Origin of the sequence: Catenulispora sp. EB89 (genome assembly GCF_041261445.1) — a bacterium.
In the GTDB taxonomy this organism is placed as follows: domain Bacteria; phylum Actinomycetota; class Actinomycetes; order Streptomycetales; family Catenulisporaceae; genus Catenulispora.
This window is the reverse complement of the sequence record NZ_JBGCCU010000005.1, coordinates 141,423-166,276: the sequence shown is the minus strand read 5'-3', so window position 1 is coordinate 166,276 and position 24,854 is coordinate 141,423. Positions and strand designations below refer to the sequence as shown.

The window sequence follows — 24,854 nt, the reverse complement described above, 5'->3', positions numbered from 1 at the left end:
GCTACGGTGTAAGCGACAAAACAACACAAAGACCCCGGCGGTGCTGGTAACACCCCGGGGCGTGGCACAAGGAGTTGACGCTCCCAATGCGTATCCATGGTACCCGGCAAACCGGGTATTTTACGAAGCTTCCGAACGCGACGGCGCGTGATCACGCGCTCTCATTCGCGGCCCGTGGCCTGCTGGCGTACATGCTTTCGCTCCCTGACGGCGCCCGCGAGGACGTGAAGACGCTAGCGAACAAGTCAGTCGAGGGCCGTGGCACCGTATCGCGGGCACTTCACGAGCTGGAGTCTGGCGGGTACCTGACCCGCATCAAGTCTCGCGATGACGAGGGCCGGATCCGGACCCGCGTAGAAGTCTTCGCGGACCGCGACGGAGCATCAGCGCAGGTGGAACCGGCGACCATCGCTCCGGGAACCGGTCAACCAGGCGGCGGAGGGTCAGGAACCAAAACCAAAGAGTCAGGGGTCAAAGATTCCCTTCCTCCCGGTGAAGGCACCAACGAGCCCCCCGCAAGCGGTGAATCGGCGGGGCGGGAGGGAGAAGCGTCTTCACGATCGATCTCTCTTCTCGCTCGTCTCGGACGAGACGAGCCACGGCTTCACCTCGCTGCGAGCGAGGCAGCGAGCCTAGCGCCGCTCGTCGATGCCTGGCTGGCCAAGGGCATGACGCCGGGCCACGTGACCACCGCGCTGACTGCTGGGCTCCCCGGACACGTACACCAGGCGGCTGCGCTCCTGCGGCATCGGCTCGTGGCTAAGATGCCGACCGAGGTGCCACCGCGCGGGCCGCGCGTCGAGTGGCACGAATGCGCCGACTGCGGTGCTCCCCTGCGAACGGCTGGCTTGTGCCGGGACTGCACGAGTACCGACAGCCAGCGAGGCCAGGTCGGGTTCCAGCCCGTTGGGCGTGCTGGTTTCGAACGTGTCCGAGCCCAGCTGCGCCTCGCAACGGTTGCCGCGTAGCCCGTATAGCATCCTGAAATAGCTGGTCACGGCGCTGGCGTTGCGGGGTTCTCGCGTATTCACCTGACGCGGGCCCGAGCGCCACGAGACGCACATGACCTGCGCGTGAATCTTGATACACCCAGACTGACCGCGCCGGAGCCACCCGCGCCCCGAACCACTCCGCCGAGAATTTGAATCAGAGCCCTGGCATACAGGCTCGACCAATGCGATGCTGCCAGGGATTTGTCCCCATCTGCCGGAGGTGCCCGTGATCAAGCTGAGGAACACCCTTGTAGTCGCAGCAACCCTCATCACCGCCGTGACACTCACCGGCGCCCCGGCGTCGGCGCAGGCTGCGTCCCCGGCCGGCGGCGGAGTGAGCGCCGCCACCATCAGGGAATTCTGGGGCACCGGCGCCACCGCGTCCGCGGCCCACCTGGACGCCGCCCAAAACGCCTCGGACCTCGGCTGCTCGCCCATCCTCAGCTCGGGATCGGCCGCGCAGCAGAGCGACGGCTCATGGAAGGCCTGGATCAACGCCTGGTGCGGCATCCTCTGATACCGACGCCCCGCCAACGAGCACGGGCACACCGGGGGCCAGACACGACGCGAGGCGTCCGGACTTCCACGTCAAGTAGGCGTTTTGAGTGCGCGGTTGTCGGCAACGCGTGGACCTTGAACACACGCCGCAACGCCTGCGACTACGAACGCTTCCCCGAAGTATCAGAAGCCCTCATCACTTGGGCCGCCATTCGGCTGATGACCCGACGGCTGGCCGGCGCCGCCGCCTGAAACCACTCCAGTCGCCGCTCCGCCATCGATCGTGTCAGCGCGACGACCCAGTTCCCCGGCGATACTGTCCCAGTCCGGGCCGTGCATCCACAGATCGATGCTGGCTTCGCGCAGCAACGCGGCATTGTCAGGTCGCTGCAGACACGCGAGTCGATAGGCCAGGTTACGGGCCCATACCGGCAGCGGGCCGACGTTGATCACGAACTCGTCGACCATCGCCCGAATCTCATCGACATCCGCGAACGTCAGCGTCTCGATGAAGTCGCGCAACGGCACGGGTAACTGATGCCCGGCTTCACCAGGACCGGGACACAACTCCCGCGCGAGATCGGTCAGGTCGGCCATGGCTTGATCATCGCAGACGCGGAACCCGAGCGTTCTCATCTCCGTCACGGCGACGCAGGCGCGAACGTTCGCTTCACCGTCACCCGATATCACCGCAGGTCAAATGTTCGAAAACACGCTCTGACGGCCGAGGATCGGCCGCTGAAATGACCGCTCAGCCCTCGACGACGCGGTGAGGGGTGCCGTGCTCGTCTTTGATGTAGACACGTTTCGCGTTCTTGTGGATCTTTGAATCGATCTCTTCATCGAGGTCGATTCCATTCATCTCAGCCAGCGCCATGACGTACAGCGCGATGTCCGCGAGCTCTTCGCCGAAGTCTGGTTTGCGCTTGCGCCAGGCGGTGAAGGCCTCGCCCACTTCAGCCGTGAGCAGCCCGAACTCAAGTGCGACGTCACTGGTGTTGAAGCCTTTGGCTACCTTGTTATCCCAGGCTCGCTTCTGGGCGTCACGGATGTCCAAGGCTGCTCCACGGCTCGTGTCGACGTCGTTCCAGTCGCGCGTGAGCTTAGCGGGGCAGAAGTGACGCCGGGCCGAAATGAAAAACGTGTCACCGGAACGGTTCTGTGACCTGTGCGGTATCGATTCTGACGACTTGAACACGGGCACCGACAGTGTCGAACAGCCGTCCGTATGCGTCGACCAGTTCGGTGATCTCCTCGATGGGAGTCAGCGGCGGCCCGTCACGCTCGAGTAGCCGATGCTGTATGACCTGCGGCGGAGCAGTCAGGTGGACCATCACTCCGCTATGCGCGGTCACTGCTTCGGCCAGGTCGAGGGCGTCTTCCAATGCCAGCCGGCTACGTCCACGGTGAATGGGGCCGTAGACCAGTTCACTGATGAAGCACCGGTCCATGACCAACCGTCCGTCACCGCTGATCAGACTGCGGTAGCGGGCTGCCAAATCGACCTGGTCAGGAGTACGCGGAGAATGAACGATGGTAAATCCGTGGTTGGTGGCTAGCAGGTTGGCCAGAGACGTCTTGCCGGTGCCGTCGCAGCCGTCCAGGGCCACAACGCGGTAGGCAGCCAGCTCGTCGACGTTCACTCGCGGACCAGGTCTTTGATCTCGGCGGACGTGGCGAACATGCCACTGACCCCGTACTGGATCATCAGGTTGCGCCAGTTCGGTTCCCGCCCGTGGGCGAAGGTCCAGGCCGGGGCCGGGTTGTAGGCCAGGACGGTACGGCCTCTCGCCACAGCCGCACCGATCATCGCGGCAGCCCCGGGCGGGGCTTCGGGACCGGACACATCCACGACCAGCAGGTCCGCAGAAATTGCAGTAGCCCAGTCCGCCGCAGCGCCGTCGAGCCGGTCGTTGACGGACAAGCGGTTGGCAGTGACGACCTGGTAGCCGAGCTCATGGAGCTTGGCGCCGATCTCGTCCCCATCGGCCCGAGCGCCATAGGGCGAGGGCTCGACGAAGGCAAGCCGCTGCTCCCGTGCCGGCTTTTGATCGTTGACCTGAGCGGGTCGGGTGAGTTCCAGCAGCCGCTGGCATGCAAGGTGCACGGCTTCAACGAGCTGGGCGCGGTTGCGGTGTTCAAAATCGGCGAAGCGTCCGGACCGCCCCTCGGGTGCTGCTCCAAGCGTGCGGGCGCTGATCACATCAGCTGCTAGAAAGTCGATCAGCGGGTCCGGGAACGACCAACTGGGCCCGTCGGGCGTGGCTGCATAGGTGATGAAGTCGGTCGTCAACGCGACCACCGGCACGCCGAGGGCGGCGGCGAATCCGATCTCCATGCAGACGCCGTCGTCCAGGCTGGGCCCGTGCAGCAGGGCCAGCATTCCCGACAGGTACCTCAACCGGGCCGAGTCCAGCTCGAACAGGCGGAGTCCTTTGATGTCGGCGACCAAGTCCTCTTCGTCGGTGTCGCAGAACGGCAGGAACACATTGTCGTCGCCGGCCGTCTCTCCCAGGATGCGTGCGGTCTGTGCGCCTAAAGCTCGGTCATGGGCAGCGAACAGGCGGTGCGCTACGTAGAGCATCGGGTGAGTCCCTTCTGCTGACGTGCACGGTCAACGGTCTTCAAGAGCAAGGGCCGGGGCGCCGACGTGGTCAGTCGCGGCAGCTACTGCCTGACGGAGCGCGACACCGTCGCTCGCTCCGGCTGCAACAGCGGCAAGGAAGGTTCCGGCCAGAGTGTCACCAGCGCCGGTCACTTCAACGGCAGTGGTCTGGGGAGGCCTGGCCTGCGCCGCGAGCCGTCCCCGGCGCAGCAGCCGGACGGGTCTGGCACCGTCGCTCACCACGACCAGCCGCAGCTGTCGGGATGGAACCACATCGGTCAGCAGGGCATGTTCGGCGGCGTTGACGAACACCGCGACAGCCTCGGGCAAGAACGGCGCAGCCTGGTCGATCATCTGCTTTGCGCTCGAGACGAAGAAATCGAGACTGAACCGCCAGCCAGCCTCGGCCAGGGCCGCCAAGACCGGGGCGGCGTCCAGAGGCCGGCGGCAGCAGACGTGGACCGCGTCGGCCGTGTGAGCGTCTATCCATGCCAGACCGTGCCTGGTCAAGCCGTCAGCGACCCCGTATTCGGCTGCCAGGGAACTGACGCATCCGAGCGTGTCGTATTCGATGGTGAACTGGGCGGACCGGCCATCGACGACCGTGATGCCGCTCCAGTCCAGCGCGGTCAGGCGCGGATCGTCAGGCAGGTGGGCCAGATCTGTGCCGACGACAGAGACCGGCGCGGCCGGCAAGCCAGCTCGGTGTGCCGCAGCGGCGGTATGCAGCGCAGCGCCGCCGATCAGTCGTATGGTGCGACCATCGGGGTAGCGAGTGTGGTCAATGGAGATATTGCCGATCACATCAAGTCTGGGCATGGCAGAGCGATCCCCCACTGCGTTGTATGGCAAGTGCGAAGGTCAGGGCACGGCGGCGGCGTGCTGGCAGGCAACGACCGCCGAACAGCCAGGCCGCTTAGTGCAGAGATCCGGATGCGACCGGTTCAGGTAGGAGCGCTTGAAGTAGATGAGCACCAGGTGCGTCCACCAGGTCGGCACAACGCCGGGAGCGATGGTAACCGCATAGTCAAGATCGACGATCAGCTGCCGATAGTCATCGGTCCGGGCGGTCACGCCCTGTTGGAGCAGGTTCCGCATGGTCTCGTGAGCAGCCGACCCCGAGGGCAGCGTGATCCCGAAGAACGGGGCGAGCTTGTCGACCATGCCAGAGTCGACAGGGATGACACCGCAGTGGTAGCCGCCGACATAGAGCGCGGCGCACTGCCCGACCTTGAAGGACGCCTGGTCAACTTCGGCGGCGATCCGGGAAATCAGCTCGTCCGAGCCGAGCTGATCGACAGCTGTTCCATCGTCGGCGAGTCTACCGACGAACTTGTCTAAGGAACGCAGGTAGGCGATGCGGCTGTCGCGAAGTCCCAGCGGGTGGACGATCTTGGCAAGTTCCTCGTCTTCCAGCGCAGTGAGCTTGTCGAAGCCGAGTGCATCGGCTTCGGCGAGCACCGCGGCGTAGGAAGAGACCATGGAGTTGCTGATCCGCGTCGACCAGCCGGCGGCCAGCATCCGCATCCTCGGGTCCGTGATCGTCAGCGGCCACCAACGATTGGCGTCGTGGTTGGCTTCTACTGCCTGCTTGACCTGAGGCAGCGAAGCGATCCGGCTTACCCGGTCAAAGAGACTGTCAGCGAACTTCGGGCTGAACGCCGTCGGCTTCGCGACCCGTTTGCGCGGCTGTTTCGGCTTGACGGTCACGGCTGGTCTCCAATCGTGCAGGCGGTGATCGCGAGGGCCAGGTTGGACGAGATCACCGGCATCCCGAGCGTGAACTCCAGGTCGGCTACCAGGTCAAGGGTGGGCCAGTTGGTGCAGGACAGCACCAGCGCAGAGGCATCCGCAAGCTCTGTGGCGCTGAGGCGGTCGATGAGAGCCCTGCTGGTACCTGCGGCAATCTGATCGTAGTCGTCGGCTTGGCCAAGGCTGGCCAGGCCGGTGACGGTGATTCCGGCGGAGGCGAACGCCGCGGCTTCGGTGACGGCAGTGGCGTGCGGATACGGCGCTGCTAGCGCAATGCGGCGAACCTTCAGCCGCTGGAGGGCCTGCAAGATCGCCGCGAACGCGGACGTCGTGCCAGCTGTGGAGTCCTCGGCGGTGAACCCGGCCGACGTGCAAGCCAGCAGCGCGCCAGCCAGCTGGATTCGGGAAAGGGACGACAACGCGTCTGGGACGGCCCCGCGCAGGCCGTCGAGGAACGTTTCGTCCAGCGCTGTCGATCTACCTGCCGGGACCAGGCGGGCATAGTGGAATACCAGGCGATCGGCGGCCAGCCGCGGCAGTTCGGTCTCTACGATCGTGTTCGCCCACGGAACCAACACGCCTACGTGCTTCAGGCCATTGAGGCGTGCGCGCTCGGCTCGCAACAGGCGCAGGGTGCTGTCACAGCCCATGGCGTTCACCGTAGACCCACCGCGGTGCGTGCCCGGTCACTTGCAGGTCCGCCTTCGTGTAGAGAGCGACGGTACTGCCTGGCTCGACGATCTGGATGGAGTAGGAGCCGAGCCGACGGAACCACGTGCCAGCGTCGTTGACGAAGAAGGCGTGGAGTCCCGGAACTTCCAGCCCGGTCGGGTAGACGCGCTGCTTCATCGGCAGGTCCCAAACCGCGTCCAGGTCCGCCTTCCAGGTGTTGAAGTGCGCCGCCGACGGCGGTGGCTCCATTTCGCCAAGCGCGGCCAGCGGGGTGCCGGGATAGGCGCGGGCCTGGCGGACGTTGGTGCGGTGACACATCAGCCCGGCCGCCAGAATTCTGCTGAGCCACGTCAGGTTCGCCAGATGGGTGCCGTGAGTCTCCCCCGGCAGTCCGTAGATGAGGTTCAGGCCAGGAAGCAGCATGGGCAGCCCACCGGGCCCTCGTGCGGCGCCAGCGGTATTCACGTTCTCCACAGCCCGCAGCAGGATCTCCCCCGTACAGGTCAGGGTGTTGCGCTCGATGACGTCCGGGTCGAAGGACTCGATGCCCATCGGGGCGCAGTTGCCCTCGGTGCAGTACTTCGCGACCAGCGTCGCGATCCGACCGCCGGCTGGCGAAGCAACGGCGAGCGGGTCGGCATTGTCGATGTGGAGTACTTCCAGGTCCGGAACGGTTTCACGGACTCCGGCCAGCAGAGCCTCGATCTGTTTCTCATCCCGGTTCTGGTAGGAGAAGAAGCAGGTCTGCATTCCCAGACGGAAATTGCGCACCCCGGCACGCGCCAGGAGTCCGATCTCGTGAAGGACATCCTCGACGGTGCGGAAGGCGACGTTCGCAGCCTTGACCGGCTCGTTGCAGAAGTCGCAGAAGCGGCGGCGGGTGCAGCCGCGGTAGAGCTCGATCTCGGCGATCGGTTCCCAGCTCAGCTGCTCGACCAGGCCTACATAGGATTCACGGTCAGCCCGCTGCGCTGCATAGTCGGCTGCGGCGAACGTGCTGCGATCCAAAGTCTCCGAGGTCAGGGTGTGAGTGTGGACCGCATCGAAGAGTCCGGCGAACTCGGCCGGCTCGGAGACGGCGTAGGCCGATAGCGGCCCCAACAGCATCGTCTTGCCGCGGGTACAGGCCAATGCCCTGGCGATCTCCGGCAGGGAGCCATTGACCGCGTGTAGATGCACCGAGGGCACCTTGTCCCCACCAACCACCACGACTATGGCGGCGTCGTGCAACAGCTTCAGCGCCGTCTCCCGGTTCGCGGTAGCAGCGTAGGTCAGCGGGTCCGAGGCCGGCGCGGGAACATGCGGCTGGCCGCTGTTGAGGTGCCAGCGGACGTCGTCGATCGTCACATAGCGGACGTCCGCCTCGGGCAATGCCCGGCGCAGTGCCGAGTAGGCGTCACGGACGTAGCTCGACAGGTAGGGCGGAACGCCCAGGCCGGAGGGCTCGACGGTGAAGCAGTCCAGGATCACAGCCGTTGTACTCGTCATCTTCGTCGCATCTCCTATCGTCTCGCGACGTCTTCGAGGTGGACCTATAGCGCCTTGCCTCTGGAGATCGGCGCCGGCCGAGCCGACTGCGACCGAGCGGATCAGAAACAGCCCCGCCCATCCACGTCGTCGCTGGCGACCACATGTCAGTGACCTCGATGCGCAACAGCCGCTCGGGCCGAGGGGCAATTCGTAGTTGGATCACCTCGCCCGGGGTGGGAGTCGAAGCGCACTAACAGGAAGGACTTCGGTCACTCGGATCTCAGTCGGCACGGCGAAACCCTTGGCGAATGTCGAGTCGGCCATGCGGTCGATGCAACTGATCCCTATCACCTCCGTGCCCATTCGAGCTGCTCGCGGATCGCCGTCGCAACGCCGGTTACTGCGGTACACACATCCTGTTCCTTCTGAGGGAGTTGTTGGGGCTGGACAAGTCACAGAGCCTGAAGGGTCCGAGGTCGGATCATCGCTACGAGCTTGGGGGATTCCGGGCTAGGTTGCTGGCTGTTGAAGACGGTGTAGCCCCAGGTCGCGTAGAGCCGTTCGACCTTGCCGTCGCCCGCGAGCGGATTGACCAGCAGGGTTGCGCGTTCTTCGGAACGCCATGCGAGCAATTCGTCGTGGATGCGGCGGGCGACTCCGATGCCGCGCCACGGTGTGCGGACGCCGATCTCCTTGACCGCCATCGTCGGCACGGCGGTGTACCCCTCGGGCAGTGGTTCGATCATGCGAGACCACCAGCGGTCATCGGCGCTCAGGGTGTTGGCGTAGGCGTAGCCCACTGCCTCGCCGTTGTCGTAGCCGAGGACGGCCTCCCAGCCGGCTTCGTGAGCGTGGCGGTCAAGGCGTTCGGCGAATACCTCGACGCGGTAGTTCGGCAGGTGAAGTAGGGGCGCCCGGACGTCGGCGTATACGTCGATCAGCGCCTGACGTGCTGGTGCCAAGTCGTTGAATCGGCGCAGCTCGATGTCGCCGGTGCTCATGTGCTGTTCCTCCGGGTGTCGTTGACCCACTGGTCCCACGTTCGAGCGTTGCTGTCGGCACCTGCGAGTTCGTGCACACTCCGGCCGAAGCTGCCAAGCATGCCGGCCACACGAGGGTGGGCGGCTTGATCTTTCGGTACGGACATCGCGGTGTGAACGGCTTGGTCGATGTCGCCTTGACCGAGTTGGGCTCTCGCCAACCGAGCGGTGGTGATTCCCCTGCTGCGCTTCATGTGCGGGCGCAGTACGGCCAGACTGCGGTGAGCACGGGCCTCGGCTTCTTCGAACGAGCCGAGGGCAAGGTGTGCAGCCAAGGCAAGTGAGTCAAGCTCGGCCTGGTCGTAGTGGTTGGTGATCCACGTGGGCCGGTCGGCGGCCGGGTCAGCCTGATCTAGCGCTCCCTGCGCTTGGTCAATGGCGCGCCGCACCGCGTTCGCGTCGCCAGTCAGGCCTAGGATCGCGGCGTGCCGGGCATGGCCGAGGGAAGCGAACAACGGGTCGCAGCGGGTGATGCTTAGCCTGCGGGCGACGTCGTTGGCAGCCTGTGCGTCAATGACGAGGCCCATATGCCGATACAGGCTGCCGGCGTGCGACCAGATGCGGAAGGCGATAGTCGGATCCCCGGACATCGCCGCGAGGCTGGAGGCGCGCCGGTGGTGGTCTTGGGCGGCGTCGAAGCGGCGCCCGTCGATCGCAGCCCACATGGCACTGGAGGTGAACGCTGCGGCAGTGGCGTACAGCAGACCACGCACCCGTTGACTCGCGCTGCCAACTTGCTGAAGTGCCATGGCCTTCTCCGCCAGGGCCAGAGCGTCCGTCTCGATGCCTTTTCGGCCGCCGTGGAGGTGGTCGCGGGCGATGACGTCGGCAAATTTGGTCTGGAGACGTTGGACGTCCCCGACCCCGATCCGTCGCTGTGTCGGTCCGGCAACGGCCACGGTGGTGCTGGCCGTGGCGGCGAGGAACTCGCGTCGCTTCACGACACCATCCGGCGGGTGGAATCCGAGATGTTCAGGGGCACATCCGAATACTGCACCTAACGCTAACCGCATTTTGGCAGGGGGCCACCGAGTAGCGCCGGCCAGCCAGTTGTGGACGGTGCGCTCTGATACTGTTCCCGGTTTTCCGGTGAGCTCCTGGATTTGAAGGTTCACCCGCCGCGCCAGTTCGTCATGAGTGAACCCCAGGTCAGCCGCCTTCTGGCGTAGAGCTCGGTTCCCCGACATGTACGCAACGTATCGCCGTGATGACCAGGAGCGCTTGCTGCTGGGTAAAGGAATCGTCAAGTTTTCCGATTCGCCGAGACCACAAACGAACCGCGTTTTCCTGTTCGTCGATATCGGGTCGGACGTTCACTGGTCCGGGCGCACCTCACATCTGCCCGAACAGCTCCGATTCCGTAACGAGGGACCCGTGGATACCCAGATACAGCCCACTGTCGCGGCTAACTCCCGGCGGCGTGTGGTGCGCGAGGCCACCGAGCCCGCGCACGTTCAACCATGGCCCAACAGCGTGGACGAGCCCGCCTGTGTCCTCGCCTGCATAGCCAGGAAGCCCGAACTGTCAGTTCGGGCTGGAGCCGCGCCGTGCGGCTTCGAAGTGCCGACGCAGCTGGCGGGTCCGGCATGAGGCGGCTGGAGGACATCAGGGCCTTTCTGGCCGAGCACAGAGACGGCCGGGTGGTCGGCCGGGTGCCGGCGATGTTCGGCATCGCTGCGACGCCGGCAGAGGCGGAGTTCCAGCGCCGACTGCTCGCCGCGGGCCATTCCAGCAGCTACCTGGCGGTCCTCGGGCTAGCGGCGACGTTGACCTTCGACGCCGGCGAGTACTTCCAGATCGGGGATGAGGCGCGGCGCGATCAGAGTGAGTGGCACGGCTACCACCGGGGTCTGCAGACCGCACTGGCGTGCCTGGTCATGCACGAGACCGGAAGTAGTCCGGCCAAGGCCGCGCTCCAGGTCGCCGAGCACACCGAGACGCTGATCCGCTGCCGGTGGAACACCCGGCCGCCCAAAGGGGGTGGGTGAGCCGTGGACATCTGGCACAAGGAGTTCGCCGGCCGGCCCGAGTGCCTGGCCGAAGTCCGTCGCTTCGCCTGCGCGGTGCTCGGGGACTGCGACGCGGCGTACACCGTGGCGCTGGTCGCCGACGAGTTGGCCGGCAACGCCATCAAACACACCGCCAGCGGCGAGCCTGAAGGGGAGTTCGTCGTACGGCTGACTCGGTTCGCGAACCGCTGCGTGGTGCGCGTCGACGACCAGGGCGGGCCCTCCACGCCCGCGTTGCGTGTCCCGGGTGAGCAGGACGAGGCCGGGCGCGGCCTGGCCATCGTCGCCATGCTTTCCGCTTCCTGGGGCGTGGACGGCGACGCTACGGCCCGGTCGGTCTGGGCCGAGATCACATTCGACGAGGTCCCGGCGATACCCCGACCCCAGGGCCCGGCCGCCGATCTCTCCCGCCAGTTCAGAGCCAAACGAAAGGTCGGCATGACGACGGACGACTGGAAGCGTTGATGGCGCTGCACATCGACGCCGGTGCGGAACGAGCCCTCGCGCGGATCATCAAAGGTTTGCGGACTGCACGTCTGGGGGTCGGGATCTCCCAGAACGCGCTGTCGGCGGGGCTTCCGGTCCGGGGCAGGGCCATCTCCGAATGGGAGACCGGGGCGGTAGAGCCGACTCTGGGGCATCTGATCCAATGGTCCCGCGAGCTCGACCGCCGGCTGGTGGTCATTGGCCGGGACGGGGAAGTGCGCAATGGTCCGCTGCGCCAGCGGCCCGGCGAGGAGTGGGAGTCCTTTGAGCGGCGCCAGCTTGCTGTCCCCTTGCGGAACCGCCGCCTGGCGTTGGGGATGGCTCAGGGGCAGCTCGGCGAGCTGGTCGGCGTCAGCCGCGACTCCATCCAGCGTTGGGAACTGGTCCGCGTACCCCCGCGACCGATCGCGCACGTCGTCTGGGCCCGGCAACTCGGCTACTCGCTGGACCTCCGGCCCATCGCCGACGGCATCCCGCGACTACGACGCCCCGGCTCCAGGTTGCCGGGATGGCTGGACTATAGCCCACATGAGGGCGCTAAATGAGGACTGAGAACGGCAACAATTTCCGGGTTCTCGATTAAGTGCTCTATCATGGCTCTACACAAGCGGGATTTGTGTGCTGCATGTGGAGGGCCTGGATGGAGTCCGGCATCACGAACAAGGCTGCTAGTGATGCTGCAAGTTGATGAAGCGGCGAAGCATGCCTTCATGCAGGTTATTGGCGAGCTAAGGGCTCTTCGTCGGGATGCCAGGATCTCCCAAACGGCGCTGTCATCCAGGGTCGGGGTTCGTGGTGGGACGATCTCCGAGTGGGAGAACCTGCGGTTGGATCCCACCTTGGTGCACCTGACGCGCTGGTCGGGTGGGCTTGATCGGTGCCTGGTGGTCGTCGGCCCGGATGGCAAGGTGCTGTTACCCGAACCCCTGTGGTTGCTTCCGGGTGAAACAGGGGATTCTTTCGAGCTGCGGCGACTCGCTGGACCACTAAAACGTCGTCGCCAGGCTTTGAAGCTGAATCAAAAGACTTTTGGTCGGCTTGTTGGCGTCAGCGGATCAGCGATTTCGTATTGGGAGCTGTCCGTTATTCCTCCGCGATCGGTTGCGCAGATCGTTTGGGCGCAGAAGTTGGGATGCTCCATTGCACTGTGGCCCAAGGACTTGGTGTTGCGCGAGACGATCCGGGCGTTGACCGAAGAATGGCGACCTGATAGCCATCCTTGTCAGGTAGCGGTACGGGACCGTCCTCAAGGTACGGTCCCGTACCGCGCACGGGGTTAAGGGGCGAGCTCGTCCGAGTGGATCGGTGCGGTCCGGTCCGAGGTCCCGTCCGCATGCTCTGGTCCTCCGACAGCACGCAGGTAGGTCCAGACCGCTGATGCCTTGCCGTTCCCGACTCCCATTCGTGCGCGGAGGGTGTCGCGGGTGGGTGGGACGCCGTCCTCTGCCAGTCCTGCCAGGGCTTTGCGTCCCAGTTCGACTAGGGCCGGGTCTAGTTCGGCCATGCCGGCGGTACGGGACTGGTCCGGGGACCGGTACGCGCGTGGTCCGTCCGGGACGAGTGCGGCGATGCGAAATCGCGAACTGGGTAGAGAGCGGTCCGGTGCGTGGTCGGCAGGACGGAACCCCAGAGCCTTCGGATCCTCACTCCGGTCCCGCTGTTCGATGTGGGCCGTCCTGGACTCGTCGCCGGTATGCGGGACCCGGGCCCGGAAGTTCCGGACGCAAGCGATCAGGAGGTGGGATCCGAAGCCGATCGCGCCGACGGGGAGTGAGGTGATGATGAGGACGAGGAGGGGGTGAAGGGGACCGTCGGTCTGGCCGCCGGGACGGATGACGCCGCAGCCGTGCAGGAAGTTCAACAGCAGCGAGGCAGCGGTGGCGACGCCGCCGACAGTGACCGCGTAGATGTGCGCTACCTGCCTGTTCTTCAACCAGATCGCGGCGGCGGTGGCGACCGCGATGAGTCCGTCGACGGCCCACGGGTCGCGCGAGGCGGCGGCGGGACTCTGATGGATCGCGAGGAAGGCGTCACGCAGCGGGCCATACGAGCCGAGGAACCCGATGACGACGATGGACGCGACGGCCGAAGTCAGGAGAGTCAACGAGACGAGAGCGCCGACGTTCCAGCTGTCGGCGGCCGACGTGGTGCGGTGGGGATTCAAGTGCAGTGCCGTTTCTCGCGCAGGGGTGGGGGTTGAGGAGAACGGCACGCTCAGTCCGACATGGCGAGGCTGAGCAGGACAGCGGCGGGAGTGAACCCGTCTGCGGTGATCGCTGCCTCGACGGCTGGATGGCCGGCGTTGATGCGGTGGACGACGAAGACTGATGTCCCGGATTTGCTGCGACGGATGAAGTCGAACATGCGGTTGCCGTCGGGGCTGATCCAGCGGCGCATCTCGACCGGTTCGTTGGCGTACGTCGCGCTCTGCCAGTCGTGATAGGTGAGTGAGACTCCGACGAAGGCGGCACTCAGGTCTGGGGCGTCCGGCTGGGTGCCGTACCTGGTGGCCGCGTCGATTGCTGCCGCGAGGGCGGTCGGGGACAGATTCTCGGCTTCGACGCTCCAGCCGCTACAGCAGATGTCGGCCGAACTGTGGCCCGTGCTGGACACCGTGGCGGTCAGCGTGACCTTTGAGTGCGGGCTGGTCCAGCTTGTGGAGAGGTAGATGGTGTTTCCGTCGGCGTTCTCGGCGGGAACGTCGCGTGTCCAGTCGATGGGGAGTGCGAGGGTGACTTCGTTGATCCATGCGGCGCAGAAGGCAACGGACATGGGTGGCTCCATTCGGGATCGAACGCAGGCAGCCTTGACCAGGGCAGGTGCCTGCGGAGGGGGAGATGGACGCGCAGCGTCGGCTGCGCAGCGGCCGCGCCTACGAGACGGCGAGCGGCCCTGTCGCGCGTGGCGTGCGACGCGCGGTCCGGAGATCCGGGAGAATCGGAGCAGGGTCCATGGGTACTCCAGTCATGATTTAGAGAGTCGGACGGGTGAACTTGCGGTCCTGTTCCTGGTGGACGCGGGTGCAACCGCGTCCACCAGGGTTTTGAGGCCAGGTGCCTATCCGAGGGGATTCCTCGAATTCTTCGTGAGATCGCCGATCAACTGTCGTGCAGCGATTTCTACTTGTTTATATTCTGGCCCTGATTCTCGCCTGCGGCAAGTTGCAACGGTTCAATATTCACCCGTTTGGAGTCTGCGTTATTCGCCTCCAATATTTGACACCAGATACGCGATTCGGATTGCCTTCCACTCTCTTGGCTGCCTCTTCTCCGCCCTTGTCGGGCGACGGTTGGGCGCGGCCGTGCGGAGGTTCCGGCGGCGATGGTCATGATCGTCAGATGGACGATCGTCGGGTCTTGGAACCGGCCATCAAATGAGCTTCGACCTGCTGTTTGATGACACCTTGGCTCTGCTTTGAGGGGGTCAGGCAACGGCCCCCGGAGCGGTACCCGGACCGCACTCCGCAACGACCTAGTGGTCTGCGCTCGGTCGAGTCGCGGCGAAGAGGTCACCCGCAGCCAGCGGGTCGAGCCGAATCATCGCACCCGTTTTTGGGGCGTTGAGAATGACCCCGGCGCCAACGAAGATTCCCACATGATGGGCGAAATCGTTATTGCCGTAGAAAACAAGATCTCCAGGCTTCAGTGCGGCAAGGGGGACGGCCGGCCCACGCCGATACTGGTCTGTGGCGGTGCGGGGAATATTGATTCCGGCACTCGCGTAGGCCGCCATGGTCAGGCCTGAGCAGTCGTAGCCCGCATCGCCTTTGGCCGGGCCGTTGCCGCCCCAGACGTACGGGAGCCCGAGTTGCCGCGAGGCGAAGGCGATCGCGGCGGCAGCGGCCGGGGTCGGGGCTTCTTGCTCGGCAGCGGCGATGATGCCGACTTGCTGGTCAGGGCTGAATCGGCGATCGGGAGGCGGTGCGGAAGCGGCTTCGTTCCATACGGCGGTGAGTGGATTGAGGGCGGCCGAGGCGACGGAGGCCGCAGCGGCGCTGACGAGGACGACGAACATCAGGAAGAGGGTCGAGCAGCCGACTGCTGTCTTCGTGAGCGTCGAAATGGCGTTCTCCGATCTAGAGCAGGATGTGCGAGCTCTGCGGGACATCGAGGCGGCGGGCTGCCGAGGCGCCGAGGGACACGAGGGGAAGCCGTACGGTGGGCGACCACGCCGGGCGCCAGATCGGGCCGGCGGGGTGGGTCCGGGATGGATCGCCGTGCGTCGTGGCGACGGGAACGCATGGCGGGTGGTCGGCGAGGAGCCGGTGAAGGTGGCTTTCGCGGTGCGCGTTCGGCAGCCAGAACAGGACCGGACACGAGACGCCCGCGGACTCCGCGAGGTCGGCGTACCCGGTGAGCTTGGCGAGGAGCCGGGCGTGCGGTTCGGTGCCGGTGTCGTATTCGAGGAAGAACTCGCACCAGGCGTCGTCCTGCCGCCACCGGCCGAAGCCGTCCGGTCGCAGTCGTGTGCCGAGCGCCCGAGCAGTGGCACGTTCAGAGCGCCAGGTTTCGAGTGCAGCCCCGGGAGTTTGCCGGGCGTGGCCGAGTAGCTGGCAGAACACCTCGTTGACGCCTCGCAGGTGCCCGAGGTCCGGGCGTAGTGCGATGGCAGTCGCGTCATGCGTCGATCGGCGCCGTAGCCGAGAGCCGCCGACATCGGCAGTGAGCAGTTCGAGGGTTCGGGCCGTGGCGACGCAGTGAGCCTGTGACGATCCGCGCTGGAGCGGAGGTCGGAAGGTCTCGACCAGCCCGAGCGCCCGCAGCACCGCCACGCGGCCCCGGCACTTCCGCGCGTCGGGGAACAGAGCCACCGCGAGCTGCCCGACGGTGAGCACCAGGTGCTCGGCCAGCAACCGCAGCACCTCGGCGTCTCGCTCCGTTAGCCGGTCGCCGGCCCGGGTGGCGACGGAGAAAGGCCGGGTCGGCGTCCGGCTGGTCACGAGCCGCCCCGCGCAGCAGCGTGGACGGCAGCGCGAATCGCGTCAGCACGCCCAGGGATCGCTGGGGGCGCCGGTCGAGTCCGCATCGTGAAGGCCCGGACGTGCGCGCTCTTCGCCGTCAGCCGAGCCGCGGCTTGAAAGGCGTCGAGGTGGGCCAGATCGTGCTCGCCGAGCAGCGGGCCGGTGTGCGCGGCGAGGCTCCGCGCGTCCTGCGGCGAGCAGGTGAAGAAGACCTTGTTCCGGGCGTTCGCCGAGATGCCGTCGGCCAGGTCCGTCGGGAGCTGGGCGAGGTTCTGGTGGGCGAGGGTGAACGAGACCCGGTAGGCGCGGGCTTCGGCCAACATGTCCTCCAAGCTGTAGGGCAGGTTCAGGAAGTTGTGGGCTTCGTCGAGGTAGATTGCGGCGTCCCGGCGTGCCTGCTCCGGACGGCCCGCGCGAGCGGTCGTCGCCTGCCACGCGGCGGCGAGAATGAACGAGCCGAGTAGGCGCATCGTGTCGTCACCGACGACGCCTTTGGGGAGTCTGACCAGGCAGATCCCGCCGTCCAGGACCCGGCCGAGGTCGATCGTCGAGCGCGGCCGGGCGATGACGTCGGCCACGAACCGGCGGAGCAGGAACGCGCGGAGCTTGTTCTGGAGCGGCGCGGTGATGGCGGCCTGCGACTGGACCGACAGGTCAGCGAAGCCCGTCCAGAAGTGATCCAGCATCCTGTGACCGCCGTCGGCGAGGCCGGCGGTCCGCGCGGCGCGGAAGACCTTGTCGCTCAGCAGCTGCGAGACGTCCGCGAGCGTCGGCGGCTGGTCCCGCGCCGTGGCGAGCAAGGTCAGACATGCCGCCCGCAGGACGTCGTCGGTGCGCGGACCCCAGGAGGACGCGAACAGCCGCCGGAAGATGCCCACGAGGTTGTCCACCGTCAGCTCTGGGTCGCCCTGCGCCAGGACGTTGAGACAAGGGCGCGGCCCGGAGTCCGTCGGATCGATGAGCACCAGGCGGTCAGCCGCCGATACCGGGAGCCGGTCCAGTAGGTCGCCGACCAAATCGCCCTTCGGGTCCAGGACGAGCACGCCCCGGCGGGCTGCCACATCGTCGAGGATCATGCGCGCCATCAGCGTCGACTTGCCGGAGTTGGTCGCGCCCATGATGTGGAAGTGCTGGCGGGTGTCCGGGACCGCGACGCCGACCGGCCGGATCGGCGAGGTGTCCGCGTCGCCGAGGACTTTGTGGCCGTAGGACAGCGCGGGGATCTCCGGAGGCGGTGCGATCGAGCGGGCGCCAGCGCGAGGTACGCCGACGGCGCCGGCGTCCAGCGGGAGATGCGCGATGCCCGCCAGCTCGGCGACGGTGAGCAGATCGCCTCGGCCCATCCGGCGCGGCGCGAGCGCGGATGCCGGTCCGGCCAGCCGGTGACGGGCCCAAGAGTTCCGTTCGGCGAAGACACCGAATGCAGAGGTCAGGCTCTCGGCGATGGTGCGGGTCCGCTTGTCTGCATCGGGCCTGGTCGATTCGGTGCCTGCGGCGTATCGGATCTCCACCGCCCACAGCGGTCCGATCGTCTTCGTGACTGCTGATCGGAGTGCTGCGGCGTGTGCGGGATCAGCCCGTCCCGATCGCGGGCTTGCGTTCGGTGCCCACTCTTCGAGGAGCGTGCTGAACGGGGTTACCGGGCCCAGCTCGCGAAGTGTTCGCGTGCGGAACCGGTTGAGCTGGAATTGCAGCCGACGTACCTGCCGGCCGGTGGCGGGTCGCGCGAGGATCTGGACGCACGCACTTTCCGAGGGCCGCAGCTTTCGGCCGGCTTGCAGCAGCGGACGGAGCGGATCGGACGTGTGCTTGACCTTCAGCGGCAGGTAGGCAGGCTTGGCCAGCCGAAGACGGCCGCACATCGAGGCCCCGGCAGCAATCGGGACCGGAGCCGGCGAGACGATCTGCGTGTGGACGCCCGGCCACGCGGCCTCAGCGGCGGTGGCCACGACGCCAGCGGAGACCGGAGCCGGCACCCAGATGCCGAGACTGAGGCCTTCGCTGGTCCACAGGAACTCGAAGGCGAGATGAGGCTGCCTGTCCAGGGCCTGCCGCCACTTTGGGCGGAGCAGCGCGTGAATGTGAGTCCAGAACGCCTCGGCGCATCCCGACTCGACTTCGGGCGGCAGTTTGAGGACGACGTACCGCGCCGCGGTGGCCGTCACTGCCCGATGACGCCTCACCTGCTTGAGGTGCCAGCACGCGAGGGTGGAGCACGAAGCTGTGGCCAGGACGGGGACACCAGTGAGCCACCAGTCGTGGATGAACTGCTCGGCCGACGCCAGCGCGCCGGCGAAGAGCTCGGTTGGGTGCAGCAGCCACCGGCCGAGGAAGGATGAGTTCGGCCCGCTCATGCGCGCCACTCCTCATCGAGCCGAGCCAGCTGAGCGGGATCGGTTGTGCAGAGTTCGTCCTCACGAGCCGAGGCGACAGAGGAGAAGGCCGCCCGCGCGTTGCCCTGCATGACCAGGCCTTGGCCACGGCCGGCAGAGAGCAGGAACGCACGCTCGCCTGCTGAGAGCCGGAATGCGTGCGTGATCTGGTCGATGGACTGCGGGGCCTGACGCAGCAGCACCGCGCTCGCGGCGTTCGACACCACGGCCATACCGAGTTCGGTCGAGAGCAGGTCCGCGGCGTCCTGCGTGACTACCGACAGCCCGGCCCAGCACTTCCGCGACGCCTTGGCCATCCGGAACAGGAACCGCGCTCCCGCCGGCTCCTTCATCAGCCACCAGGCTTCGTCGACGACCACCAGGCGGCGTCGCCGGTTCGCCGGGTCGGATACCCGGCGCCACATCAAGTCCAGGGTGAGGAGCGTGCCGATCGGTTTGAGCTCATCGGGGAGCTCGCGCAGTGCGAAGACAGCGAGGTGGCCACCGGCAGCGTGCGCGGTCGGGCCATCGAAGAGACCGGAGAACGATCCGGAGGTGTGCGGGGTCAGCTCTGCTGCGAGTGCTGCGGCGTCTGGCGCATCGGAGGCGCCGAGTAGTTCGACGACGTCTCGCAGGGTCGGGGCGGGCTGGCGGTGAGTCCGGGGATCGGCGGTGATCCCTGCTCGCTCGTAGGCGTTGAGGATCGCCGAGTCCAGCGCGGCGTGCTGGCCGGCGGTTAGGTCTCGGCCGAGGAGTACGGCTACTACGGTGTGGCCGAACAGGGCTCGGCGGCGGATGGCGTCGGAGCGGTCGCCGGTGGCTGGCAGGTCGAAGGGATTGATCCGGACACCAGGTGCCCCGAGGCTGACGACCGTTCCGCCGACCGCGTGCGCGAGCCGGACGTACTCCTGTTCAGGGTCGATGACCATGACCTCAACGCCCTGGTAGAGGTTGCGGAGGACGTCGAGTTTGGCGAGGTAGGACTTGCCGGCCCCGGACTGGGCCAGGACCACCGAGTTGTGATTCGGCGCCGCCCAGCGGTCCCACATCACCAAGCCCGAATCGGTTGCGTTGACGCCGAGCAGCACCGCCGACGTCGAGTTCTGCGGTAGCGGCAGGTCGCCGGACGTGAACGGGAACAGCGTCGCCAGCGCCTCGGTGTCGAACGTCCGCCGGATCTTCAGCAGATCGAGGCCCAGGGGCAGCGTCGAGCACCAACCCTGGACCGTCCGGAACGTCGCCGGCACCAGGCGCAGCAGCATCCCCTCCGCGAGCGAGCGGACCTGAGCTGTGAGTTCAGCGAGTTCATCGGCGCTGTTGGCGTGGATCGTCAGATAGATCCCGACGCCGAACAACTTTCCCTCGCCGCACGCGACGCGGTAGGCGAGTTCGCGCGCGTCAGCAGCGGCAGCCTCGGTGGCGGGGTCGTCGAGGTGGCCGCGCGAGGCCGCGTGCCGGCGGCCGGACTCCAGCCGGGCGCGCTGCTTGCGCAGGCGGTCCGCGGCGATGGGGCTGGGTACGGGCTCGATGTGAACAGCGACGCTGATTCGCGCGGGGAAGCTCAGCAGCGGTTCGAGCCAGCCCGCGGCGACCTCGGCCGGGTAGTCGGCGACCGCGAACGTCGCGGCGAACGTGTCGCCGACTTTGAGGGTGTGGGTGCCCACGTCGAGGCTCGACGGGCCGAGGCCCAAGACGTTGCGGGTCTGGGCCGGCGGTCGGGTAGCCCAGATGGGCAGCACGTTGAGGGCTGCGGTGAACGAGGACATGATCAGGCTCCTGAGGGGTCGAGCAGTGCGCGGAGATCGGCGGAGGCGGCGTCGTGGCCGAGTGGCGAGACACGGATCTCGCAGGCAGCGAGATGGCTGACGGCGTCCTCGGCACGGCGGACGGCACGCTGGGCCGCTGCCCTGCCTGGCTCGCGCATCGCGAGGTGGATGCTCCGGGTCAGCAGAACGCGGGTCGCGCCGAGACCGTCAAGGAACTCGGCATGCTCCTGCGCGGCCTGACCGAGTGCAGGGTGCGGGAGACTGGCCGCCTGGTCCCGGAGGGTTCCAACGAAGCCGCTCACGTCGGCCGGAGCGTTCGTAGACGTGATCTGCGTCGGTCCGCTGAGGGAGTTGAGCCAGCGCGCGAACCCGCCGAGGAGGACGTCTTGCTCGTCGGCGGTGCGCAGCCCGAAGTTGACCGTGCCGGCAGCGGCCATCAACGCCGCGCCGTCCGCGCCAAGGTCAATCACGCCAGCATCGTCGAGGTCCGCGATGGGCAACGACAGCGGCGCCGGCGGACGCGGTGACTTGCCCAGCGCCTCAGCCAGGAACGCCGGGGGCGGGACCACGCCTTCGGGCGCCATCACTTGGCGCCGAGGTGCCCGCATCTGCCGGAGAGCGGCGGCCAGGAGCCGATCGATGGTCAAACCGTCGCGCTCGGTGGAGACGGCAACGCCGACGATCACCAGAACGAACACGGCCGGGATCAGGAAGGCGAGCGGGGAGACCCAGGCGCGCACACCGAGCCATGCGCACCAGAGCCCTGCCGCGGAGCCGGCGACCACCGCGACCTGACGGGCCGTTGCCGGCCCGAGTACGCGGTCCGGGCGACTGACGTCGGCAGGGATACGGACCGCGCCGTATCCGGCGGGAGCATCCGACATGAGGCGTCACCTTTCGCTGAGGGGTCTGAGCTGGGGTTTGTGGGCATTTGTGGGTCGCGGCGCGCGAGGCGGAACCGACGGCTTCAGGCGCTTGGCCACCGGGCCCGAAGAAGGCTGAGGAACTGCGTCAGCAGGACTGTCCCGGAGATGTGCTGCTGCTCGCGGCGGCGTGGGCGGTCGAGCGGCGTTTGGCAGCGAGGGTTTTGTGGGGTTGATGGGAGGCCGAGGTGGTGTCGGTTGAGCCCGTGTGCTGCCGGCTGGCTCGCCGGCGGACTGGCGGGCGGCTACGGGTTCGCGCGGGCCGGCCGCGGGCTGCGATGAGAAGTTCGCGCCCCGCGGTTCTCCGGGCAGGGGCGGCAGCGGACCGAACTTGCCGTGTCCCGGCCCCGTGCATGGCCGAGGGCCAGGCCCGGGACCACCTGAGGAAGTCGGCGGAGGCGGGAGCGGTCCGGCGCCGCCGCCCGGACGAGGCCCGCGACGACCGACGTCGAAGCGGCTCGTGACCGCGCCGAAAGCCCGATATTGCAGGTAGTTGCGCGCCAGGCTCGTCATCCGGGTCTGACCGAGCGCCCCGCGCTGGAGAACGACTCGGCTCGCCCAGACCGGGATCTTGATCAGCATGAAGAACATGACCAGGCAGATCAGCAGGTCAGTGAGGCCGCCGCGCGTCGGGAGGCCAAGAACGTCGTCCGCCTGCGGGTCGAAGAAGACCTGGAGGCAGACGATCAGGACCAACGCCTGAAGGACCTGCGTCGCCAGGCACCCCAGGATGGCCCGCCACCACAGCTTGGCCAGTCCCTCGGTCTGCGGATGGGCATGACAGGCGAGCGCGAGCGGAGCGCCAGCCGTCAGTACCATCAGCACCGTCGCGCGCACCAGATCCGTCACGACCAGCGCGACGCCCAACACTGCGATGGCGCCGCCGATGATGACAAGGAACACCTCCCCGGCACCGCCGGGGAGGAAGATGCTGTAGACGATGAGGCTTGTCAGCCTGGACCCGATGGCCTCGGACGAGAGGTTCCCGCTCATCAGTGCCGCGACGAGCGCGTTGCCCAGGGAAACGGACTGGCAGATCAGCCACAGCGACGCGTTCGAGGCGATCATCCCGATGACCAGCCGGGGCGCGATCTCCTTGAGCTCGTGCCGCGTCTGAAGAGTTCCGTGCGTCATGACGAGGATGCCGCCGGCCAGGATGAAGAGCACGTAGAGCGTGTTCGAGAGGATCAGGACCGAAGTCCAGATACTCGCGATACGACCGCTGCTCAGGTTCGGGCTCGACAGCAGCGACGTCGCGACGAACGGGAGCACCGGGTTGAGCGCGGACTTCACGAGGTTGCCGAGCCAGGTATCGATGGCTTTCTCGATCTGGCCCGGGATGTCCCACCAGGACGGGTCCGCGCTCTTGGAGCTGACAGGTCCCGGGGCTGGCGGCGGAGCCATCGACCCGCCGCCGATCAGCGGGCCGTAGATGCCCGGCGCTGGCGACGGAGCCGGGGGCGGAGCGGGCGCTGGGGCCGTTGCAACAACCCCAGCGCCGCGAGCGATCGCAGGCACGGCCGATCCGCTCGCGGTGACGTCCGCGCGGGCGGAACCTACGAGCGTGCAGACCACCAACACGACCGCCGAGGCCACCAACGAGAGCACCGCGACCCACCGCGGCATCTGCCGATCGGTCACGCGCCGACCATCGACTTGAGGATGTTGACCAGGACCGGCGCGAGCGCGGCGAGGGCGTAGCCATAGGCCGCCGACTTCAGCGCCCCCTTGGCCTTCATCACCTCGCCCTCGTTGCCGCCGGCCATCAGATAGCGCAGGCCACCGACGGTGACGAACAGCGTCGCCAGGCCCGACAACAGCCCGATGATCCAGTCCCGGACGTTGTTCATCACCTGAGGCAAGGTCGCGACCGCCCGCAGCTGGTCCGCGAGGACCGCGACCGGCGCCGCCGGGTCGTCTGGCGACAGGCCAGCCATGCCGGTCGGGCTGAAGAAGGGCATGACCTCCGGCGGGATTTCGGTCGCATCGGTCGGAATGGTGATCGTCGTTGGGACCGATGGCTGGGTGGCGTCGGCCGAGGCTGGCGCCATGCCGATCGCGGCTGCAGCGAGCACCCCGGCCGACAGGGCGGCGGCGTTGCGAATGAAGCGGGTCATGGTTCTGATCTCCTGGGCGTTGGTGGATTGCCGTCGGAGCCGAAAGCGGCGCGGACCTGCGTCCAGGGGTCAGGCAGCGGCCAGGAGTTCAGCCGATCGGCCTACCACGGGCCGCTGACCAGGCCGGATAGCGCGGACGCGTGCATCATGGGCGCTTGGGCGCTGAGCACCTGTGATGAAGGCGACCAGCCGCGCCTCCGCGCGCTGCCGACGGATCTTCACCGCGTTGTAGGAGACGCCGAGCTGATCGGCGTAGACCTCCATGTCGAGGCCATCGAGCCGCGTCGCCGAGATGAGTTCGGCATCCGATTCCGAAATGGCGCCCGCAGACACGGCGCGCATGAGCACAAGGTCGGGGTGACCCGCCGGGCCAGAGAGGACAACCTCCTCTGAGATCTCCTCTTCGCGCTCAGCAGCTCGACGATGCTTGACCACGACCGCGTGGCCGGCACGGTAGGCAGCCCAGCGGATCTTTGTGATGATGCCCGGCGTCTCGATGTCCACGACAGCCAGGTGAGCCAGGAACCCGGCGAGGATCTCAGCGTCCAGCTCTTCGACATCGCCGTCGAAGCCACGCGCGAGGGAGCCGGCCACGCTCCGGATCGCGGGCAGCGCCATGCCGACTGCGGCGAGCTGCCAGGACTCGTCACGGCGTGCTTTGCGCACCACCTCGGCCCACACCGCGTCACGCACCGCCTGCGAAGCGCCAGCGAGCAGCAGCCGCTGAAGCTCATCGAAGGGGAAAACGCCGGGCGGCAGATCGGTGGCGAGATCAGTGATGTCGAGGACGGGCGCGGCGGGGCTATCGCACAGTGCGCGGAATGCATCGGCGGCGAGGTCGAGTGGAGACGGGCAGAAATTAGTAGCGCGGCCCATGACGGGCACCTCCATGAGGTAGGCGGATTGATTCCGCCGCTCATGGGGCGCGTCAGCCCACAAGCTCTGATCAAGCGACCGCCTAGGCTCGATGCCTCGCCACCTCAGGTCAGAAATAGCTGTTGACCTGTAGTTTTGATGAAGGCTGGACACCTGAGAAGTGCGCTATCGGGCATCAAGCAACGGTCAAGGTGGCAACATAAAGCCGAGGAGCACGGGCAGTCAGCCTCACATTTATCGATGCGTTGATGGTTCACTCGGACGAACTTCGTCAGAAGCAGGCGTACTTCACCCAGCTGGCGCTGGCAGCCAGGAC

Annotated in this window: 26 protein-coding genes and 1 pseudogene; 7 read left to right on the top strand and 20 right to left on the bottom strand. The window is 66.9% G+C overall.

All coding sequences use genetic code 11. From position 1 onward, the window contains the following. Window positions 1–86: 86 nt before the first annotated feature. The 3 genes and pseudogenes from ABH920_RS13065 to ABH920_RS13055 form a co-directional block, all read left to right on the top strand. Window positions 87–968: a helix-turn-helix domain-containing protein gene (locus ABH920_RS13065; RefSeq protein ID WP_370349191.1), complete on the top strand. Its 882-nt coding sequence runs from the start codon at window positions 87–89 to the stop codon at window positions 966–968. A gap of 250 nt (window positions 969–1,218) precedes the next feature. Further along, window positions 1,219–1,509 (top strand): hypothetical protein, encoded by a 291-nt coding sequence (locus ABH920_RS13060; protein ID WP_370349517.1) that lies wholly within the window; start codon window positions 1,219–1,221, stop codon window positions 1,507–1,509. Window positions 1,510–1,616: 107 nt separating this feature from the next. Continuing rightward, window positions 1,617–1,724 (top strand): annotated as a pseudogene (locus ABH920_RS13055) (IS5/IS1182 family transposase); the annotation flags it as partial. On the opposite strand, the gene ABH920_RS13050 reads toward ABH920_RS13055, so the two are convergent. From ABH920_RS13050 to ABH920_RS13005, 10 genes are all read right to left on the bottom strand, one after another. Next, window positions 1,674–2,087: a hypothetical protein gene (locus ABH920_RS13050; RefSeq protein WP_370349190.1), complete on the bottom strand. Its 414-nt coding sequence runs from the start codon at window positions 2,085–2,087 to the stop codon at window positions 1,674–1,676. The pseudogene ABH920_RS13055 and the gene ABH920_RS13050 overlap by 51 nt on opposite strands. A gap of 154 nt (window positions 2,088–2,241) precedes the next feature. Further along, window positions 2,242–2,547, bottom strand: coding sequence for a MazG-like family protein (locus ABH920_RS13045; RefSeq protein WP_370349189.1), 306 nt, complete (start codon window positions 2,545–2,547; stop codon window positions 2,242–2,244). Between the two features lie 88 nt (window positions 2,548–2,635). Beyond that, entirely contained in the window at window positions 2,636–3,133 is a 498-nt protein-coding gene (locus ABH920_RS13040; protein ID WP_370349187.1) for a hypothetical protein, read from the bottom strand. Next, window positions 3,130–4,074, bottom strand: a complete 945-nt coding sequence (locus ABH920_RS13035; protein WP_370349186.1) for a nucleoside 2-deoxyribosyltransferase — start codon at window positions 4,072–4,074, stop codon at window positions 3,130–3,132. Before ABH920_RS13035 ends, ABH920_RS13040 begins: the two co-directional genes overlap by 4 nt. Before the next feature lie 30 nt (window positions 4,075–4,104). Further along, a complete protein-coding gene (locus ABH920_RS13030) occupies window positions 4,105–4,914 on the bottom strand; it encodes a PfkB family carbohydrate kinase (RefSeq protein WP_370349185.1) in 810 nt (269 codons plus the stop codon). A 42-nt stretch (window positions 4,915–4,956) separates the two neighbouring features. Then, entirely contained in the window at window positions 4,957–5,805 is an 849-nt protein-coding gene (locus ABH920_RS13025; RefSeq protein ID WP_370349184.1) for a hypothetical protein, read from the bottom strand. After that, window positions 5,802–6,497 carry a hypothetical protein gene (locus tag ABH920_RS13020; RefSeq protein ID WP_370349503.1) on the bottom strand — a complete coding sequence of 232 codons (696 nt, stop codon included), beginning with the start codon at window positions 6,495–6,497 and terminating at the stop codon, window positions 5,802–5,804. Before ABH920_RS13020 ends, ABH920_RS13025 begins: the two co-directional genes overlap by 4 nt. After that, window positions 6,487–7,989: a radical SAM protein gene (locus ABH920_RS13015; RefSeq protein WP_370349183.1), complete on the bottom strand. Its 1,503-nt coding sequence runs from the start codon at window positions 7,987–7,989 to the stop codon at window positions 6,487–6,489. The genes ABH920_RS13020 and ABH920_RS13015 overlap by 11 nt, the downstream gene beginning before the upstream one ends. A gap of 452 nt (window positions 7,990–8,441) precedes the next feature. Then, entirely contained in the window at window positions 8,442–8,990 is a 549-nt protein-coding gene (locus tag ABH920_RS13010; protein ID WP_370349182.1) for a GNAT family N-acetyltransferase, read from the bottom strand. Then, window positions 8,987–9,970, bottom strand: coding sequence for a hypothetical protein (locus ABH920_RS13005; RefSeq protein ID WP_370349181.1), 984 nt, complete (start codon window positions 9,968–9,970; stop codon window positions 8,987–8,989). The genes ABH920_RS13010 and ABH920_RS13005 overlap by 4 nt, the downstream gene beginning before the upstream one ends. Before the next feature lie 645 nt (window positions 9,971–10,615). Here ABH920_RS13005 and ABH920_RS13000 point away from each other — a divergent pair. The 4 genes from ABH920_RS13000 (at window position 10,616) to ABH920_RS12985 (ending at window position 12,804) form a co-directional block, all read left to right on the top strand. Further along, a complete protein-coding gene (locus ABH920_RS13000; protein ID WP_370349180.1) occupies window positions 10,616–11,017 on the top strand; it encodes a hypothetical protein in 402 nt (133 codons plus the stop codon). Between the two features lie 3 nt (window positions 11,018–11,020). Next, window positions 11,021–11,503: an ATP-binding protein gene (locus ABH920_RS12995; RefSeq protein ID WP_370349179.1), complete on the top strand. Its 483-nt coding sequence runs from the start codon at window positions 11,021–11,023 to the stop codon at window positions 11,501–11,503. After that, window positions 11,503–12,069 carry a helix-turn-helix domain-containing protein gene (locus ABH920_RS12990; protein WP_370349178.1) on the top strand — a complete coding sequence of 189 codons (567 nt, stop codon included), beginning with the start codon at window positions 11,503–11,505 and terminating at the stop codon, window positions 12,067–12,069. Before ABH920_RS12995 ends, ABH920_RS12990 begins: the two co-directional genes overlap by 1 nt. Before the next feature lie 129 nt (window positions 12,070–12,198). Then, window positions 12,199–12,804 (top strand): helix-turn-helix transcriptional regulator, encoded by a 606-nt coding sequence (locus ABH920_RS12985; protein WP_370349177.1) that lies wholly within the window; start codon window positions 12,199–12,201, stop codon window positions 12,802–12,804. On the opposite strand, the gene ABH920_RS12980 is transcribed toward ABH920_RS12985, so the two are convergent. From ABH920_RS12980 to ABH920_RS12935, 10 genes are all read right to left on the bottom strand, one after another. Then, window positions 12,801–13,688, bottom strand: coding sequence for a hypothetical protein (locus ABH920_RS12980; protein WP_370349176.1), 888 nt, complete (start codon window positions 13,686–13,688; stop codon window positions 12,801–12,803). The genes ABH920_RS12985 and ABH920_RS12980 overlap by 4 nt on opposite strands. 50 nt (window positions 13,689–13,738) lie before the next feature. Next, window positions 13,739–14,296 (bottom strand): hypothetical protein, encoded by a 558-nt coding sequence (locus tag ABH920_RS12975; RefSeq protein WP_370349175.1) that lies wholly within the window; start codon window positions 14,294–14,296, stop codon window positions 13,739–13,741. A 699-nt stretch (window positions 14,297–14,995) separates the two neighbouring features. Beyond that, entirely contained in the window at window positions 14,996–15,538 is a 543-nt protein-coding gene (locus tag ABH920_RS12970) for a C40 family peptidase (RefSeq protein WP_370349174.1), read from the bottom strand. 61 nt (window positions 15,539–15,599) lie between these two features. Further along, window positions 15,600–16,463 carry a replication-relaxation family protein gene (locus tag ABH920_RS12965; RefSeq protein ID WP_370349173.1) on the bottom strand — a complete coding sequence of 288 codons (864 nt, stop codon included), beginning with the start codon at window positions 16,461–16,463 and terminating at the stop codon, window positions 15,600–15,602. Further along, window positions 16,460–18,838, bottom strand: a complete 2,379-nt coding sequence (locus ABH920_RS12960) for a type IV secretory system conjugative DNA transfer family protein (protein ID WP_370349172.1) — start codon at window positions 18,836–18,838, stop codon at window positions 16,460–16,462. Before ABH920_RS12960 ends, ABH920_RS12965 begins: the two co-directional genes overlap by 4 nt. Next, a complete protein-coding gene (locus ABH920_RS12955; protein WP_370349171.1) occupies window positions 18,835–20,622 on the bottom strand; it encodes a VirB4 family type IV secretion system protein in 1,788 nt (595 codons plus the stop codon). Before ABH920_RS12955 ends, ABH920_RS12960 begins: the two co-directional genes overlap by 4 nt. Window positions 20,623–20,624: 2 nt before the next feature. After that, window positions 20,625–21,506: a PrgI family protein gene (locus tag ABH920_RS12950; protein WP_370349170.1), complete on the bottom strand. Its 882-nt coding sequence runs from the start codon at window positions 21,504–21,506 to the stop codon at window positions 20,625–20,627. 6 nt (window positions 21,507–21,512) lie between these two features. After that, window positions 21,513–23,186: a hypothetical protein gene (locus ABH920_RS12945; RefSeq protein WP_370349169.1), complete on the bottom strand. Its 1,674-nt coding sequence runs from the start codon at window positions 23,184–23,186 to the stop codon at window positions 21,513–21,515. Continuing rightward, window positions 23,183–23,662, bottom strand: coding sequence for a pilin (locus ABH920_RS12940; protein ID WP_370349168.1), 480 nt, complete (start codon window positions 23,660–23,662; stop codon window positions 23,183–23,185). The genes ABH920_RS12945 and ABH920_RS12940 overlap by 4 nt, the downstream gene beginning before the upstream one ends. 69 nt (window positions 23,663–23,731) lie before the next feature. Next, window positions 23,732–24,553: a hypothetical protein gene (locus ABH920_RS12935; protein WP_370349167.1), complete on the bottom strand. Its 822-nt coding sequence runs from the start codon at window positions 24,551–24,553 to the stop codon at window positions 23,732–23,734. Window positions 24,554–24,854 lie beyond the last annotated feature (301 nt).